The sequence below is a fragment of the Paenibacillus sp. DCT19 genome, from assembly GCF_003268635.1.
Taxonomy (GTDB): Bacteria; Bacillota; Bacilli; order Paenibacillales; family Paenibacillaceae; genus Paenibacillus.
This window is the reverse complement of the sequence record NZ_CP029639.1, coordinates 3,859,274-3,876,972: the sequence shown is the minus strand read 5'-3', so window position 1 is coordinate 3,876,972 and position 17,699 is coordinate 3,859,274. Positions and strand designations below refer to the sequence as shown.

The window sequence follows — 17,699 nt, the reverse complement described above, 5'->3', positions numbered from 1 at the left end:
AACTATTTAATTGAAATGATTCAGGTCATTATTGAAACTAGGAAGCTGTGCCAACAACACTGTTCCCATTTTTCGTGATTTTGTAGGTGATGATATCGCCGCTCCAGAAATGGAACTTAAGAATGACTTGTCCATCATTGGTTTCGTTGAAGAAGTTTTGTTTCAACTCAATGACATTACTATTGTAATTAGGGCTGAAGGTGTAGGAGAACTCCTTAAACGATGTCCAGTTCTGAGGTCCTGCATTACCACCATTGACATAGGTTGCTTCCATAGTGGCAAGTTGGTTGCCATTGAATGTTGTTGGAATGGAGAATGAGCTTGTAGTACCCGTTGTATTGCTCAATTTAGGTGTATCATATTTGATCAGATTGAAATGCCAGTTAGCCCCTTTGTTGAATTTTGCAGTGAGCTTCGCGTTAACACCAAGATTACCCGAAGTCGTAAGTCTAGTTAACAAGCTGGATTTCAAGGTGAGTACATCACCGCTAATGGTGTAATCGGTTCCTTTAACAAGGGTTGTATTCCCATGAACAAGAGAGTTGAATGTATTTCCATTCAAATTCAATTTTACGGTTTTATCTTGTATAGCAGCGCCTTTTTTCAGATAAACTTGATCTGATTCGGCTGTTGCAGAACGTCCAGTCCAGCCTGCTTTCATCGTATTATAGAGATCTTGGTCTGACCAAGTGAAGGACGTACGGCCGAAATGCTGACCATTATCCCATAACATGGTTGTCATTTGCTTTTGACGAAGGTACTGCCCAATGAATTCGAAAAATTTCAGCTTCTCACCTTGTTGAATAACACCTGTATGCTGGTCAAATCCTAGCAAGCCGTATTCACCAACAATGACAGGAATGCCTTTGGCTATAAATGCATTGTAGACGCGGTCAAAGGTGTCCGTAATATCCTTTTGAACCTCAGCGTTATATTTGGTTACACCTGCAATGTTTACACTGAACGGCCAGAATCCATAATAGTGCACAGTAGCAATAATGTTAGGATCATTTAATTTGGAAATAGTTTGTGTTAGGGCATCCAAATCAGCTTGATTAGAAGCTGTATGTAACGTTGGGAGAACGAGAGGGCGAGTAGTATTGTTACCACCAGATGTTCTCACAATGTTATGGAATGACGTATTAAGCTCGTCCAGTAGACGGTATGAGGTTGCGGGATCAGTTGTTCCACCTTCAGTGAAACGAGGCTCGTTGACACTTTCGAACATCAGTTTGTTCGAGCTGTTCTTGAACTTATTGGCAATCTGAGTCCAAGCTGCATTGTACCGAGCAAGAACATTGGTGCGATCATTCTCCATGTAACTGATCCACTGCCACGAATCATGATGAATATTAATCATCACATACAGATTGGCATCGAGAGCCCAGTTCACCACTTCCTGTACTCGATTCATGTAAGCGGCATCAATTGTGTAGTTAGGTGCTCCTCCAATATGAGCCTGCCAGGTCACAGGGATACGAATGCTTTTGTAGCCTTGGTTTGCGATATTCTGAATTAACTCTTTGGTGATGCGTGGATTGCCCCAAGCGGTCTCATCTGCTCCAATGGCATCCAGTGAATTACCGAGGTTCCATCCAGGTTCCATCGCTGAAACATACGATTGAATGCTTGAAGGTGCGGCAGTCGCAGTAGGCTGAACTTGCTGCTCTGTGGTAGCCGCGGAAGCGATGGCCGAAGAGAATAGAGACACGATCATCGCCGTGACGAGGGTAAGAGAGAGAACGGATTTACGTTTTGTCATTAATCATAATCTCCTTTTCTAGAAAATGAGTGCGTACTACTGAATGAACCAACGAAATACGGTGTATATGGGTTCAAGAAGTAACATATTACTTAATGTCCAAAAAAGGAACCACCTCCAAATTAAGGGTTGAAAGCGTTTTCTGAATTGAAATATACCATGTTTGTCAAAATGAAAGTACCCTTATAATTGGGTTAAAATTCATGTAGAAATTAGTGGTATAGTCGCCATATTTGTAAATAGGAGTAAGTATGCGTTATGAAGAACGCTTAGGATCTATCTCGTTTCACATGAAAAACTTCAGTGGACAACAGCATCAGCTCCACAATCTGTGTGCTCATGTACTGCGGTGATGTGGGGAATTCTTCTTCAATCCAGCGAATCAATAGACCTGCGACACCATGTGCACGATAGATGTACAGCCACTTAGGATCAATTAATGTTCCTTCCTCCAGTTCGTACTCATACTCCGATAGAAATAGATTCTCTATAGCTCGCGCGATTTGGTATCTAAAATCAACTTGTACATGGTCACTTAACAGTAATTTATAAAGAGCCGCATGCTCTTTTAAGTATGTAAATAACGTAATATCATCTGTACGCATTTCTTTCAGATTTACTTTGCTAATCGACTGGTATGGATACTGGATTTGTCTAATAAACTCATCCAATACATCCTGAATGACTTCATGTAACAGTTCATCCTTGGTGGCATAATGAGCGTAAAACGTTCCTCGGTTATAGTTAGCTTGTCGCACAATTTCCGATATCGATAGTTGTTGAAACGGCTTTTGGAATAACAAATGCACAAACGTTTCTTTCAATGCAGTTTTGGATCGCAGAATACGCTTGTCTACAGAATCAGTCATCGTATGTTCACCTCAAGTCCAGTATGGTCGAATACCGATATTCCTGCAACTTACTGTACAAATCATTCTCATATGTACAGTAACGTACAAATGCCGGTGGATTACGGATTGATGACGATTGAAATAGTTTATATATTGGGAATTGAGATGGTTTAAATTTTATAAAAAGTTGGAGGTATTCCTTATGACATTTCCGGTACTAGAAGGTAAAGTAGCCATTGTAACAGGAGCAGCAATGGGCATGGGCGAGGCAACAGCGAAGCTATTCGCAGAGGCCAAAGCTAAAGTGATTGTAGCTGATTTCAACGAAGAAAAGGGACGTGCCGTAGCTGAAGCGATTCAAGCGTCTGGTGGCGAATCTGCTTTTTACAAAGTTGATATTTCTAAATCCGAAGAAGTGCAGGCGATGGTGAAGTTCGCTGTTGATACTTATGGTAAACTCGATGTAGCTGTCAACAATGCGGCACTTACACCAGATGATAAACCAGCCGCAGAGTTTGACGAAGCGTACTGGCATCGTTTGATGTCCGTCGATCTAACAGGAACTGCTCTGTGTATGAAGTATGAATTGCAGCAAATGTTGAAACAAGGACATGGTGGCTCAATTATTAATATCTCTTCCGTGAGCGGATTCCGTCCTCAACCTAATAACATTGCTTATGTCGCTGCCAAACATGGAGTTGTAGGCATGACGAAGGTAGCCGCAATGGAAAATGGACCACACAACATTCGCGTAAATACCGTAGCACCTGGTGCGATTGATACACCGATGCTTCGTGGGGCATTGGATCAATTCGGCTTTACTGCAGAGGAATACGCTCCTCAGCTTAGCTTGCTCAATCGTTTTGGACAACCTGATGAAATTGCTCAAGCGAGCCTCTGGTTGGCATCGGATGCATCTTCTTATGTTACAGGCACGACGATACATGCTGATGCTGGTTACACCTCACGTTAAGCCGCAACTCATGGTGTGAAGCCGCTCTCATTATTACTATTTTTCAAAAAGAATCTACAATAAAATTGACATTTCCTCTATTCCTTGCTAAAGTTTTATCCAATCCGCATAATTGTGATCTGGGAATGTTACCGATACGGGCATAACCTGAGCTGGCTTGTTTACACGTCAACGTGTGACCAGGCTGGTTCGGGTTTTTTCTATTTATTTATCCTAGATTTCAGAATCGTAGTGGATGATGAATTACATAATACGGAAGGAGCATGATGATGACTAATTTTAAATTTCCTGCAGATTTTCTATGGGGTGGAGCTATTGCAGCCAATCAAGCGGAAGGTGCTTATCTGGAAGATGGTAAAGGACTGAGTATTGTTGACCTCTTACCAACAGGTGAGAATCGTAGAAGTATTATGAAGGGGAATGTTCCAGGATTTGAACCGCAGGAGGGCGAGTTCTATCCTTCACATGGTGCGATTGATTTTTACCATCGTTATCATGAAGATATTGCTTTATTTGCCGAAATGGGTTTCAAAGCACTGCGTGTATCCATTGCATGGGCAAGGATTTTCCCGACAGGTGAAGATGCACTGCCTAATGAAGCGGGTCTGAAATTTTACGATGATCTCTTCGATGAATTGTTGAAGCAGGGCATTCAGCCTGTTGTTACGCTTGCCCATTTCGATGTGCCTGTGAACCTCATTCAGAAGTATGGAAGCTGGAGAAGTAGGAAACTGGTAACCTTGTTCGAAACTTATGCAACAACTGTGTTTACGCGTTATAAAGACAAAGTGAAATATTGGATGACTTTTAATGAAATTAATATGCTTCTGCATTTGCCGTTCTTGGGAGCGGGTTTGGCTTTCGAAGAAGGGGATAACGTTAAGGAAATTCAGTACCAGGCTGCTCATCATCAGCTTGTTGCAAGTGCCTTGGCAGTGAAGGCGTGTCATGAGATTATTCCAGATGCAATGATTGGTTGTATGCTTGCTGCCGGCAGCTTCTATCCATATACATGTAATCCGGAAGATGTGTTCCAGGGCATGGAGAAGGACAGGGAGTCTTATTTCTTCATTGATGTTCAGTCACGTGGTGAATATCCTGGTTATGCCAAGCGTTTCTTCAAGGATCACGATTTGAATATTGAAATGCAGCCAGGCGATGCTGAAATTCTGAAAAATCATACTGTGGATTACATCGGCTTCAGCTATTATTCAAGCCGTACAACGAGCACGGATCCAGAAGTGATCAAAAATATGACAAGTGGCAACGTATTCGGCTCTGTGGCTAACCCGTATCTGGCAAAATCCGAATGGGGCTGGACCATTGATCCAAAAGGATTCCGCATTACTGCAAACCAATTGCATGACCGTTATCAGAAGCCATTGTTTGTCGTAGAAAATGGATTTGGTGCTCATGATGAAGTCACAGCAGAAGGTGAAGTAGATGATAGTTACCGGATTGATTATTTGAAGCGTCATGTTGCCGAAATGGGTGAGGCGATTCAGGACGGTGTGAACATTATTGGTTACACAAGCTGGGGCCAATTGATATCGTTAGTGCCTCTTCAGGTGAAATGAGAAAACGCTACGGTTATATTTATGTTGATCGGGATAATGAGGGTAACGGCGATTTGCAACGTGTGAAGAAAAAGAGCTTTTACTGGTATCAAAATGTGATTCAATCTGACGGAACCAATCTTGGCGAAGAATAATACCTAAGCTAAGCAATCGGAAGAACCAGAAATGCTGGAACTTCCGATTGTTCCCTCATTGAAAGCGTTGACATATGGACATGTTTCGCGCTATACTTGACGCAAATATATCGTTTATGGGATTGTTACTACACGAAGTAGGCAAAACCTGAGCACCAAAAAAAGAAGACATGATGTCTTGTTTATTTTGTGTTGCTTCGGGTTTTTTTTGTGCCCAAAAATGATAAATTACAGATACGCGTGGAACGTGACGGGGGGATTGAAGTGAAAATAGCTAAGGTTATCAATAATAACGTGATCAGCATATATCAAGCCGATGGAGCAGAGCTTGTGGTGATGGGACGTGGGATTGCCTTCAAGAAGAAACCGGGAGATATAGTAGACGAGACCCGTATTCAGAAAGTATTTGCACTAAAAACAAACAAACATCGGATAATTTTAAAATGCTGCTTCGTGAAGTGCCATTGGAGCTTATCGAGATTGTTGAAGAAATTATTACTTACGCTAGAGATCATTTAAACAGAAATTTGAATGAAAATATTTATGTATCTCTAACCGACCATATCAATTTTGCGATTGAACGTTATCGCGAAGGAGTAGAGATTAAAAATGCTCTGATGTGGGAAATCAAACAACTGTATAAAGCAGAGTTCAGCTTAGGTTTAAGGACGTTAGAAAATATCAAAACCAAGATGAATCTCGATCTTCCGCCAGATGAAGCAGCCTTCATTGCGCTTCATATTGTGAATGCGGAGATGAACGAAGAAGTGATCACCACAATGAACATTACAAAGTTTATTCAGCAGATTATTAATATTGCCAAATACCATTTCAAAATGGAATTCGATGAAGAGTCACTCAGCTATTTTAGATTCATTACACATCTGAAATTTTTCTCCCAAAGGGTTCTGAGCGGTACTCATTATGATAATAACTACGACCATATTTATGACATGATCAAGGTGAAACATCCCGAGGCTGCAGCTTGTACAGAGAAAATTGAGATGTTCGTGAACAAGGAATACAATCATCAGCTTACCAATGAGGAAAAATTATATCTAACCGTGCATATTGAGCGGGTGGTTAATCGCTGAAGAACGGGAAGCAACATTACCTAATCTAACGCAAATAAATGTGAATAATAATAGTTGACATATTTGGTTAAATTATTATATTATGATATTAACAGGAAATGAATACGATTTAACTGGGATTGTTACTGGTTATGCAGGCAAAACCTAAGTCATGAGAAGGCAGGGATGTATGTGTCCCCTTCCTCAAGGCTTAGGTTTTTTGCGTGCAAAAAAATCGGTAGGAGGCCTGTAAGAGAACTTTGCACCAATGCAATAGGTAGTGTGGGTTCAGAAAATATGGGGGTGCAGTCATGAGTCAACAGAAACTGGCTAAAGAAATCGTAGAGCTGGTCGGCGGCGAGAAAATGTAGTGTCATTAGTTCATTGTGCAACACGACTACGGTTTGTATTGAAGGATGACAGCAAGGCTGACAAAGCGAAGCTGGAGAAGACCGAAGGTGTTATTGCGGTGAAGGAAAATGGGGGACAGTTCCAGGTCGTTGTAGGTAACAAAGTGCCGGAGGTATATAGTGCCATCGGTGAAATTAGTAACATTTTGAATGAATCGTCCGACAATGAAAAACCGAAAAAATCAGCAAAAGGTCTTGGGGGTATCATTGATGTAATCTCAAGCATCTTTGCACCACTCTTAGGTGTTATGGCTGGTGCGGGTATACTTAAAGGTTACTGCTTATCGCTAGTAATTTGGGTTGGTTAGAAACAACGGACACCACCTATATTATCTTATTTGCAGCAGCTGACAGTTTATTTTATTTCTTACCCCTGTTGTTAGCGGTTACAACGGCACGTAAGTTCCAAGGTAATATTTTTGTAGCCATGACGATTGCGGGTGCCTTGATATACCCAACCATTATTGGGCTTAAAACAGAGGGAACTCCGACTGATTTCTTCGGAATCCCTGTCGTATTAATGACTTATTCATCGACCGTTATTCCTATTATCCTGTCTGTCATTGTCATGAGTAAGATAGAGAAATTCTTCAATAGAACGCTACACGATAGCGTGAAAAACTTTGTTACTCCATTAATCTTACTTGTTATTATGGTACCACTTACATTAATTGTGTTCGGTCCATTTGGAGTTTATGTAGGTAATGCAATTGCATCCGCGCTTGTTGCGGCCTTTGGTTTCAGTCCATTGCTTGCAGGTGCAATCATGGGAGCTAGCTGGCAGTTGCTCGTAATTTTCGGAGTACACTGGGGTCTGATTCCTGTATTTATCAATAACGTTGCTGTTTATGGACGTGATGGTGTTAAGCCGGCTGCAACGGCATCTGTCTTCGCTCAAACGGGAGCTGCCTTCGGCGTTATGTTGAAAACAAAAAATAAAAAGCTCAAAACGTTAGCAGGATCATCGACATTAACCGCACTGTTCGGAATTACAGAGCCAGCGATCTACGGGTTACGTTACCACTTAAACGTCCGTTTATTGCAGGCGTAATTGGGGGCGCAGTTGGTGGAGCCATTATAGGTCAAGCAGGAACACAGGCGTTTGCATCTGGAGCGCCAGGATTGTTAACTTTGCCTATTTTCTATGGACCAGGTGGTGAAGGTTTCCCAGGATTGATTCTTGGTATCACAGCTTCCTTTGTTGTCTCAGCAGTATTAACGTACATTATGGGCTTCAAAGACCCGGTTGAAGAAGAAACAACAGCAACGAACACTACGACTTCCGCTGTTACTAAGGAAGCACCGGTTCGTACGTCGGCCGTATCTGATGAAAAAGTGCTCAGCCCGATTGAAGGTACAATCGTTAGTTTGACAGAAGTTCCTGACCCGGCATTTTCCTCTGGAGCAATGGGTGACGGAATTGCCATTGAGCCAACGGTTGGTAAAGTAGTCGCTCCGTTTGACGGAACTGTAACGGTTGCCTTTAAGAAGAAACATGCGCTTGCGGTTGTATCGGATACAGGAGCAGAAATTTTGGTGCACGTGGGTGTGGATACGGTTAAGCTGGATGGACAACATTTTATATCTCACATCCAAGAAGGTGACCGTGTCAAAGCTGGTGATCTGTTGCTAGAGTTCGACATCGCTCAGATCAAGGCTGCAGGGTATCACACGGTGACACCGATCATTGTTACGAATTCAGCCAATTATGAGAAAGTTGTACCACTGGCAACCGGTCAAGTCCGGACGCAGGAAGCGTTGTTGACTTTGCACAGTGCTACGCCTCAAACGTAACTTAGAGAAAGAAGAGTGTACTAGGGTACGTTCATAGATTGCTTAATCTAAAATGTTTGATCTACATTATTATTCTTATAGCCGTGCCTACATTGAGCGTATAAATCTTGCTTGATGGGGTGCGGCTTTTGACTTTCAAGGGTTGGGAAATTATAATTGAGCTAGTTAATTTGTAGTGCGAGTTCTGAGACACGCCCTAACACGGAAGGAGAATTGTTGATGATGACACATGCGATGAGATTGCGTTTCCTGACTTTGAACCGTTAACTTCATACGTTCAAAGGCTCTGTAACGTTCAGAGTAAACAGGAGCAGTCTGTCCATTTTTGACAATTCTCAGGTAGGCTCTATGCGCAAATCATGTATTCCTGTTTATACTGAATCACAGGCCGTAGCCTGTGATTTTTTTGTTTTTAACTTTGAATTGATGGATTCTTGAGTCTGGTTGGATAAGGAGGTTCAACGTATGTCCATGTTACTTTTCTATTGATACGAGCGGGTATGACTTGCTCGTATCGATTAACGCTATCGATACGAAATCATTAAAAATTTCGGAGGTAGCGAATATGGAAAAATGTTGTTACGAACTTGAACAGGTTAAAATGACCTTTTTAGATAAAGAGATATTGAACATTGAGCGTTTGGCTGTGCATCAATTGGATCGCATCGGAATTGTGGGCGGAAATGGTCAGGGGAAAAGTACACTATTGAAGTTAATCGCGGGACGAATTCAGCCGAGCGCTGGTAGGATCAAACGATATGTGGATCATTCCTATTTTGAACAAATGGAGGCTCCGCATCCTGATGAGCATGTGGCAACGGACGGGAATGGTTGGGCAGACTAGGCGTTCCCGTCCATCATGAACGGTTAAGTGGAGGGGAGCAGACGAGGCTGAAACTAGCTGGCATGTTTGCGAACTATCACGAAGTGCTCTTGTTCGATGAACCGACGACACATTTGGATCAGGATGGAATTACTTTTTTGCTCAATGAATTGCGTTATTACTATGGTGCGCTGTTAATTATCAGTCATGACCGATCTGTTCTAGATGAGCTTGTCACGACGATATGGGAAGTGAATGATGGTGCGGTTAAGGTGTATTCTGGCAACTATAGTGATTACAAGGCACAGCAGCAATTAGAACAAGATCAACAAAATCAAGCTCACGAGCAGTACGTAAAAGAGAAGAAACGGCTTATGCATGCTGCGCAGGACAAGATGAAAAAGGCCGAGAAAATAACGCAAGCAGGCAGTGTCTCCAAACGAGAAACGAAGGCTAAAGCGAATCGCATGTTTGAAACGAAGTCAAAGGGAACGAGTCAGAAAGCTGCGCATCGGGCGGCTAAGGCCATAGAACAGCGAATCGAACAGCTTCATGAAGTTAAGGCGGTACAGGAGCATCGTCCTATTCATTTTCGACAATCCAAAGCGCTAGAGTTGCATAACAAATTTCCGATTATGGCTGATCGTTTAACTCTTCAGGTGCAAAATAATGTATTGCTGGATCAAGTCAGTTTTCAAATTCCTTTGAAACAGAAGGTAGCCATTACTGGATCTAATGGATGTGGGAAAAGTACGTTGCTTCGTCATATCCTAGATGCTAAATCAGGGATTATTTTATCTCCCAAGGCACAGATTGGCTATTTTGATCAAATGAGTTATCGGTTCAGAGGAGATGAAACTGTACTGGAGTTTTTGATGAAACGCTCTGAGTATAATGAAGCGGAGCTGCGGAGTTGTCTGCATGCAATGCAATTTACAGGCACTGATCTGAATAAAGAGGTTAGATCGTTAAGTGGTGGGGAAGCCATTCGTCTTCAATTATGTCGATTGTTTCTAGGGCAATATAACATTTTGCTGTTAGATGAACCGACAAACTTTCTGGATACGCGAGCGTTGGAGGCTTTGGAGCAATTTGTAGCTGGCTATGAGGGAACGATCCTATATGTTAGTCATGATCAAACGTTTATCAGAAATACAGCAGATATGAAACTGCATATAGAACATCGAAAAATAACCATGTCATCGTGTGTTTTGTGATGAAGCACAGTTAAATGTGAAGTAAACCAAAGCTGTCCAGCATATTTGGGCAGCTTTGGCTTTGTTACATAGACGGGAGATAGACAATATCGTCGAACTTCCGAGTGAACCTGTTAAAGAGATGCGGAGCAATTATACGTCAACTTTCACAATGGATGAGTTCGTTTGCCCTGTCAGGCGCTGTGGAGGGAAGACCATTCGCACAGGTGCAATGATGATAACTGCAAACAAAGCCTTGATTAGATCGCCGATAATGTAGGGGTAAAATCCTTGAATCATGGCTTCGGTAAATGACATTTTATATTGATAAGCGAGCCATGGCACACCTGAGGCGTAGATCAATAATGACCCGAACAATTCAAGTACAAGGAATGCAAGAAAGTAACCTACGAATCCATTCAGCTTGATTCGTGCAAGGAATAGACCAATGAGCATTGCTGAGAAAGGCCACATCCATACATATCCGCCTGTTGGACCAAGAATAACTGCCATACCGCCCGTGCCGTGAAGCAGTGGGAAACCGATCGCGGTTAATACAACGACGAGGGCGATACTCAGAAATCCATAACGTGGGCCGAGCAATCCTCCAGCCAGCATGACTGCAAGAGTTTGCAGCGTAATGGGTACAGGTGAGAAACCGATGGGGATACTAATATAACCAAACAAAACGAGTATGGCTGCCATAAGGGCACTAAAAACAATTCCGCGCAAAGATAATTTCATGTTTGAACATTCCCTTCATTTTTGCTAATCTTATTGTTAACCAATGATGACGATGTGGTTAACAATTCGGATCGTATCACAAAACAATCAAAAGGGGAAGGACAAAATCTCAATGCAAGATGTAACATCTTTAATTACACTGGACAACGTCCGGGTCTATTATGCTTTATCGCCTGACAAAGTTCAAAAAGCTGTTGATGGCGTATCATTGCATATTCATAAAGGAGAATGGATCAGCATCGTAGGAGCCAACGGAAGTGGTAAAAGTACAATTGCTGGGCTGTTAATCGGTTTTACGCCTCTTTCCGGTGGATCAAGAATGGTTAAACCAGATGTGACGATTCGTGGCGTGTTGCAGCACCCCGATGCACAGGTACTCGGAGATACGATTGAAGAAGAGTTTCATTTTGCGCTATCCTCACTCTCCGTATCTGCCGAAGAAAAGCAAAAACGCAGAGAAGAAGCTTTACATACCGTAGGACTTCGGATGTCGCCCGATGCAGCCATATCTCGGCTATCTGGTGGACAGAAGCAGCTCTTGAATATTGCCGTGGCGCTTGCGGCTAAGCCGGATATCTTAGTGTTAGATGAGCCAACGGCAATGCTCGATCCTGGTGCGCGGGAACGCATCGAAAGTATAGTAGAGAATATTATCCAGCAAGGGACTGCTGTGATCTGGATTACGCATCATCTGGAAGAAACGACGTTATGTGATCGGATTATTGCCATGGACAAAGGAGGCTGTGTCTATGATGGTGACCCGGTTGCGTTCTTCTATACACCTGAGGTTGAAGGGGATGTATCGAGAAATGTAGAGTCGGAATCCATTTGCCGCCAGTTAGGACTCGACCCACCGTTTACGGTTAAGACTGCAGAGATTCTTAAACAAAAGGGACTGCTTCTCCAAGCGACACCTCTCCGACCTGAGAAGCTTGTAAGGGAGGTAAGCTCTTGAATATTGAGCTAGATCATGTGACCGTCACAGGGGCAGAACTTCATCAACGGGATTTAATTCAAGATATATCTATCACGGTACGCAGTGGAGAAATTACGCTACTGTTAGGGCGGACTGGATCAGGCAAAACGACAATACTGCAAATGTTAGCTGGTCTGAAGCCTCCAGATAAAGGGATTATCCTACTTGGGGATGAGCCGATCTGGCAGCAAGGTAAAGTTTCGCAGTCGATGTTGTTACGTATGGGGATGGTGTTTCAATTTCCTGAGCAACAGGTCTTTGCCCGAACAATTAAGCGAGAATTCGCTTATTCCATGCGTCCTTACCGGTATACCGAGACTCAGCAGAAGCAATTGATCACACAAGCACTTGAACAGTGGGACAGTGCAAAAGGGCAAACCCATTCACGGCAATTCGACCTGGACGGATCACCATTCGCGCTGAGTGGAGGAGAGCGTAGACGGCTGGGGCTTGCCTTGGGGACTGTGGTTGATCCTGAGTGGTTATTGCTAGACGAACCGTCTGCAGGGCTGGAAGCCAGTAGCGTTTTGTTGCTTTTGGATGCTCTTGCTCAACACCGACAGGATGGACGAGGAGCGGTGGTAGCAACGCATGATTTAGATACGTTTCTACCTATAGCAGACCGGGTCTTAGTACTGCAAGACGGCCAAATCGTAGCGGATTTGACGCCAAGGGAGCTTCACGCGTTGCCTGAGCTTTTGATACAGGTCGGCATGGGTCTGCCGCCTTCGATGCAATTAACGCAGCAATTTGCGGCAGTGGGTTAACGATGCCGTTGACGGCATTAACACCAGAGGAAATGGCAGCAGGGATTATTCAATTGAAGTCATATGAAGAAGCTGAAACTGAAAATAATGATGGAGAAGGTATTGCTACTACTGCTGCTGTTAGTCATCCTTTTCACGTACATCAGGGGTGTACTCATTCAGATTTCAACAGCAATGAACATGTCCAAGTGCAAGGTCATCCTATAGACACAAGAAGTTCAAATACGGTTGAACATTCAAGTCAACTGTATCGTACATTAGATCCACGTCTGAAATGGATACTGTATATTTTGCTTGTAACTGCAACGATGCTACAGCATCGTTGGTGGGGCTAACCTTTACGTTAGTACCTGTAGTATTGGCGCTTGGAATCTTACCACGTCAGGCGCTTGTTAGCTGTATGAAGTTAATGAAGCCACTGCTGTTCTTTTTCATCATTTCTACAGCTTTGTCAGGAACGACGCTTTCAACTGCAAGTGGAAGTTTGCAACTGGGTTTCTCTCTTATTCAGGCAGAAGCCACCTTGCTTAATGTGTATCGTTTATTTATTGTGACCCTTGCAAGCCTATGGTTCTCACTAACAACACCATATGGTCGGATGGTGGAAGGGCTGAATTGGGTACTCGCAATCGGACAAAAGATCAAGTTGCCTGTTACTTCGTTTGCCTTAGCCGTGTCTTTAATCTTTCGTTTTATCCCGATGATCTGGAGTGAGTGGCAACGATTCTCGCTGATTGTGCGCGCACGCGGCAAAGCCGCATTAAGACCTAACACCGTACGTGTGCGTGACCTTGGACCAATGGTAATACCACTAATTATGTCTTTGTTCCAGCGAGCAGAGGATATGACGATTGCAATGGAGATGCGAAAGGTTAGAGAAAATTATCGTGTTGGATCAACAACATCACTCCTAAAGTGGTCTAGACAGGATACGTGGATTGGTGTAATCGGGCTTATGATTTTTATAGGGTATATATGGATTCGAGACCTCTAATGGTTCTGTGATTTCCTTAAAAATTATGCATAAATTTTGTACTGCTTGATCAATCTAATCATGCTTTGACTAGTTCGAAGCGGATAGGAGGTTGGACGATGAAGGACAAATTTTTGCAAGAGGATCGACAGGAATCAACAGATCTATCTACCGTAGAATCACAACGAAATGATCTGTTTCTTGAAGAATTCCCCGAGGGGCCATACGGATCATCACTAATGTCAGAATCTCTTGGGAAAAGCTCGCCTTGGCGAGTGGATCAGAGAACGGCACATCGATTTGACTATGAGAATCATGAGCTTCACGAGGGTGATATTAGAGATTACCCAGGTCAGGATGTATTTGATGAAACCGTACCGGATAACGTGAGCAAACCTCAGTATCCAGAGTAAATACGTTTAAATTAGTCTAATCCATCAATAAATGATAGGCCTCCAGCATGATGACTGTTGGGGGCTATTTTAGCATATATAGATGGTTCAAAGAGTCCACCTTCTTGGTACTGAAAACCGACCTTTTTGAACACGCACATATAGATAAATTCCACAAATTAGGTTAAAATTGCTTTAGTTAGGAGGGGCATCATGAGAGAAATTGACTAGCGTTACCTGCGTAGACTACATAAATTTAATAAGAGAACGAGAGGATATAACCATGCAAGAAAATGAAATGTTGAGTGAGTTAACAATTGAGTGTCAGGATATTTATTTGCGCGAGTATCGACTTGAGGATTTGGATAAATTACAAGAGATCACCTGGCAGCCAGAAATTTACGAATTCTTACCGGGATGGAATGCTTCGGCTGAGGATCGGGCGCATTGGTTGGCTGAATACGAGATTCCAGAGAATCAGAAGTTTAAACAAGCCGTCAGAGCTGGGGGAGACATCGGCTCGCTCTATCTACGATTGGCTATTGTTCATAAGGAAACGGATGAGTTTATAGGCTGGTGTTGCTCCGGGATTAAAGAAGAGCTACCCGAGCCTAATCGTGAGATTATGTACGGCATTTCCAAGAACTACAAAAACCGTGGCTATACAACACAGGCTGTTCATGGACTAACGCAATATTTGTTCACTCATACGAATGTGGAATTACTACATGCGATTGCATTGTTAGAGAATGCTGCGTCCAATAAAGTCATACAGAAATGTAATTTCAAATTTGTAGATATCATCGAAATAGATCATGAACAGTACAATCATTACCAGAAGATAAAGGGTTAGTGTATATGTAATCCTTGTGTTGTGCTTATGAAGTGATAGACCCCAAGAGGCTCTAAGGAAATTAGTGCTTCTTGGGTCTTAAGTTATTTCAGTGACGTAGTAACGAAGTAACCCAGTGCTCAATATGTTATGACTTTGTAGCAGTATTAGACGTGCGCTCTTTCCACAGGGGCAGTGTGATTGTAAAGCTTGTACCAACGCTAATCTGGCTATGCACATTAATGTTCCCACCGTGTGATTCTACGATGGAACGGGTAATGGCAAGACCGAGCCCTGCACCGCCTTCTTTTCTGGAACGGGATGAACTAGTTCGGTAAAATCGCTCGAAAATATGATCAATGTGTTCTGGTTCAATGCCCGTGCCATTGTCCTTCACCGTTAACTCCGCCATATCCTGATTCGCAAAACATGAGATTGAGATGCAACCGTGCTGCGGATCGGAATGTTGTACAGCATTTTGGAACAAATTCAGAATGACTTGCTTCAGCTTGTGGGGATCACCAACAATATATAATTTAGCTGTCAGCTCCAGTTGGACTTCTCGATCATGAGCCATCATGATGAGTTGCGGCTGCATTTCATATAAGAGACCATCCAGAGCAAAGACGTCTTGAATACGTTCAGGTGCCTGATCTAGCTTGGTCAACAGTAACAGGTCTTCAACCAGTTTGTTAATTCGCACAGACTCGCCATACATGCTGCTTAGGGCGTTATTTAACTGCTCACGATTGGTAGCTGCCCCGCGCTGGAGTACCTCGATGAAGCCGTGAATAGACGTTAGCGGAGTGCGCAGTTCGTGAGAGGCGTCGGACAGAAAACGCTGCATTTGTTGTTTGGATTCTCGTTCCGCTTTGAATGAATCTTCCAAACGTTCAAGCATGCCGTTAAAAGAAAAAGCTAATTGATCGATCTCCTGTTGTCCTTGGATGATAGGTAATCGTTCACCTAAACTCCCGGCGTCGACACGCTGCACGGTCTCCACAATGTTGGATAATGGATTTAACGTTCGCCGAAGAACTTTGGCATACAGAATGAGACCTGTAATCATGGCGAGAAGAGATAACCCGACGAAAATAAGTAACTGTCTCATCACTAAATCATGTATCGGCTGAGTAGCTACGCCCATCTGAACCATAGGAGCCGCTCGATTACGCGGGCCAGGTGAGGCAAATACGATGAGCTGTTCATTGCCCTCGTTGTCTTTCACTAGTTGATAAGGCACATGTTCGTGAGCGTTTAACTGATCTGCGATGTTTTGATAAGCAGTAGCAGTTAGGCGAGGGGAGGTCAATCCATCTTCACCGAAAACATCTTCAAACGTTGCATCCTGATCAAAAAGAGCTAGTGAACGATCTGGTATATACAACAAACGGTTATTGGATCCACGTCCGTCGGATGAAGCTTGTCCGCCAAAGGGCAGATTTGAAGCTCCGTTACGTGTCTGCACACTAAGCCACACCGGTGGCATAGACATCAGTTGTTCTTCCATCGTCTTGGCCTGGTTCCGATAGAGGAAGCTTTCCATAATCCAAAACTGAAGAATCCCAATGAACAGTAGTAGAGCGGCTAACACGAACAAAGAGCGTGTAAGTAACTGTGAACGCAGAGAAGAGTTTTGTGAAAATCGTTGACGGAGTTGATGGAAGTGATGGTATTTTTGCCGTGCTGGAGCCGCCATTATAGATCAACCCTATAACCGACACCGCGAAGTGTGCGAATGAGCTTATGCTCTTTATCCCCGAGTTTCTCACGTAAGGAACGAATATAGACTTCAACGATGTTCTCTTCACCGCCAAAATCATAACCCCATACTCTGCTCAATATCGTTGCTTTACTCAACACAATGCCATGATTCATCACAATGAATTTTAATAGTTCATATTCTGTCGGCGATAATTCCAGCACACGATGGTCATAGGTAATTTCTTTACGCAGATCATCAATACGGAACGCACTGTATGTGACAGCACCGATTAATAGTGGAAATTGATTACGAAGCCTAGCTTGAATCCGGGCAAGCAGCTCATCAAATGCAAATGGTTTGATCATATAATCATCAGCGCCGAGCCATAGACCTTTGACCCGACTTTCAACCTCATCCTTGGCAGTTAGCATAATGACCCCGACTTGAGTACCTATCTTCCGAAGTCGCTCAACCACCTCGAATCCATCGATCTCTGGCATCATTACATCAAGAATAACCATATGTGGCTGGAATTCATGTGCAATCTCCAGCGCTTCTGCTCCGTGTTCCGCCGTACGTACATCAAATCCTTCATTTCTCAGCCCAAGCTCTAGAAACTGTAAAATATGTGGTTCATCATCAACGAGTAATATTCTAATGCCTGTACTAATCTTCATAGGTGGGCGTTCTCCCCTTATTCACTCCTGTTTATATGCA

14 protein-coding genes and 3 pseudogenes are annotated in these 17,699 nt (G+C 43.1%); 12 read left to right on the top strand and 5 right to left on the bottom strand.

Going from position 1 to position 17,699, the window contains the following annotated elements; translation table 11 throughout:
* Nucleotides 1-37: 37 nt before the first annotated feature.
* Nucleotides 38-1,762 carry a cellulase family glycosylhydrolase gene (locus tag DMB88_RS17590; RefSeq protein WP_128102404.1) on the bottom strand — a complete coding sequence of 575 codons (1,725 nt, stop codon included), beginning with the start codon at nucleotides 1,760-1,762 and terminating at the stop codon, nucleotides 38-40.
* Between the two features lie 269 nt (nucleotides 1,763-2,031).
* Nucleotides 2,032-2,631, bottom strand: coding sequence for a TetR/AcrR family transcriptional regulator (locus tag DMB88_RS17585; RefSeq protein ID WP_128102403.1), 600 nt, complete (start codon nucleotides 2,629-2,631; stop codon nucleotides 2,032-2,034).
* A 184-nt stretch (nucleotides 2,632-2,815) separates the two neighbouring features.
* Here DMB88_RS17585 and DMB88_RS17580 point away from each other — a divergent pair, with 184 nt between their 5' ends.
* The 6 genes and pseudogenes from DMB88_RS17580 (at nucleotide 2,816) to abc-f (ending at nucleotide 10,614) form a co-directional block, all read left to right on the top strand.
* Entirely contained in the window at nucleotides 2,816-3,586 is a 771-nt protein-coding gene (locus DMB88_RS17580; RefSeq protein ID WP_128102402.1) for an SDR family NAD(P)-dependent oxidoreductase, read from the top strand.
* A 269-nt stretch (nucleotides 3,587-3,855) separates the two neighbouring features.
* A pseudogene (locus tag DMB88_RS17575) lies at nucleotides 3,856-5,297 on the top strand (6-phospho-beta-glucosidase).
* Nucleotides 5,298-5,561: 264 nt separating this feature from the next.
* Nucleotides 5,562-6,391, top strand: a pseudogene (gene licT / locus DMB88_RS17570) (BglG family transcription antiterminator LicT).
* A gap of 290 nt (nucleotides 6,392-6,681) precedes the next feature.
* Nucleotides 6,682-8,574 (top strand): annotated as a pseudogene (locus DMB88_RS17565) (beta-glucoside-specific PTS transporter subunit IIABC).
* Nucleotides 8,575-9,139: 565 nt separating this feature from the next.
* Nucleotides 9,140-9,418, top strand: coding sequence for an ATP-binding cassette domain-containing protein (locus DMB88_RS32105; protein WP_164848724.1), 279 nt, complete (start codon nucleotides 9,140-9,142; stop codon nucleotides 9,416-9,418).
* Nucleotides 9,406-10,614 carry a ribosomal protection-like ABC-F family protein gene (gene abc-f, locus DMB88_RS17560; RefSeq protein WP_164848723.1) on the top strand — a complete coding sequence of 403 codons (1,209 nt, stop codon included), beginning with the start codon at nucleotides 9,406-9,408 and terminating at the stop codon, nucleotides 10,612-10,614. The genes DMB88_RS32105 and abc-f overlap by 13 nt, the downstream gene beginning before the upstream one ends.
* A gap of 132 nt (nucleotides 10,615-10,746) precedes the next feature.
* Here abc-f and DMB88_RS17555 read toward each other — a convergent pair whose 3' ends face one another.
* The gene (locus DMB88_RS17555; RefSeq protein WP_128102401.1) at nucleotides 10,747-11,337 is read right to left on the bottom strand and encodes a biotin transporter BioY; all 591 of its coding nucleotides are present in this window, start codon (nucleotides 11,335-11,337) and stop codon (nucleotides 10,747-10,749) included.
* A gap of 112 nt (nucleotides 11,338-11,449) precedes the next feature.
* Between DMB88_RS17555 and DMB88_RS17550 the strand changes: the two genes are divergently transcribed.
* The 6 genes from DMB88_RS17550 to DMB88_RS17525 all read left to right on the top strand — a co-directional run bounded on the left by DMB88_RS17550 (nucleotide 11,450) and on the right by DMB88_RS17525 (nucleotide 15,298).
* Nucleotides 11,450-12,292, top strand: coding sequence for an ATP-binding cassette domain-containing protein (locus tag DMB88_RS17550; RefSeq protein ID WP_164848722.1), 843 nt, complete (start codon nucleotides 11,450-11,452; stop codon nucleotides 12,290-12,292).
* Entirely contained in the window at nucleotides 12,289-13,080 is a 792-nt protein-coding gene (locus DMB88_RS17545) for an energy-coupling factor ABC transporter ATP-binding protein (protein ID WP_128102399.1), read from the top strand. The genes DMB88_RS17550 and DMB88_RS17545 overlap by 4 nt, the downstream gene beginning before the upstream one ends.
* Before the next feature lie 2 nt (nucleotides 13,081-13,082).
* Nucleotides 13,083-13,415 (top strand): hypothetical protein, encoded by a 333-nt coding sequence (locus DMB88_RS17540; protein WP_128102398.1) that lies wholly within the window; start codon nucleotides 13,083-13,085, stop codon nucleotides 13,413-13,415.
* Nucleotides 13,355-14,074 (top strand): energy-coupling factor transporter transmembrane component T, encoded by a 720-nt coding sequence (locus tag DMB88_RS17535; protein WP_128102397.1) that lies wholly within the window; start codon nucleotides 13,355-13,357, stop codon nucleotides 14,072-14,074. The genes DMB88_RS17540 and DMB88_RS17535 overlap by 61 nt, the downstream gene beginning before the upstream one ends.
* A gap of 98 nt (nucleotides 14,075-14,172) precedes the next feature.
* Nucleotides 14,173-14,466 carry a hypothetical protein gene (locus DMB88_RS17530; protein WP_128102396.1) on the top strand — a complete coding sequence of 98 codons (294 nt, stop codon included), beginning with the start codon at nucleotides 14,173-14,175 and terminating at the stop codon, nucleotides 14,464-14,466.
* 262 nt (nucleotides 14,467-14,728) lie between these two features.
* Nucleotides 14,729-15,298, top strand: a complete 570-nt coding sequence (locus tag DMB88_RS17525) for a GNAT family N-acetyltransferase (protein ID WP_128102395.1) — start codon at nucleotides 14,729-14,731, stop codon at nucleotides 15,296-15,298.
* A 127-nt stretch (nucleotides 15,299-15,425) separates the two neighbouring features.
* Here DMB88_RS17525 and DMB88_RS17520 read toward each other — a convergent pair whose 3' ends face one another.
* Together DMB88_RS17520 and DMB88_RS17515 are read right to left on the bottom strand one after the other, a co-directional pair.
* Nucleotides 15,426-16,976, bottom strand: a complete 1,551-nt coding sequence (locus tag DMB88_RS17520; protein ID WP_128102394.1) for a sensor histidine kinase — start codon at nucleotides 16,974-16,976, stop codon at nucleotides 15,426-15,428.
* Nucleotides 16,976-17,659, bottom strand: coding sequence for a response regulator transcription factor (locus tag DMB88_RS17515; protein ID WP_128102393.1), 684 nt, complete (start codon nucleotides 17,657-17,659; stop codon nucleotides 16,976-16,978). The genes DMB88_RS17520 and DMB88_RS17515 overlap by 1 nt, the downstream gene beginning before the upstream one ends.
* Between the last annotated feature and the right edge of the window lie 40 nt (nucleotides 17,660-17,699).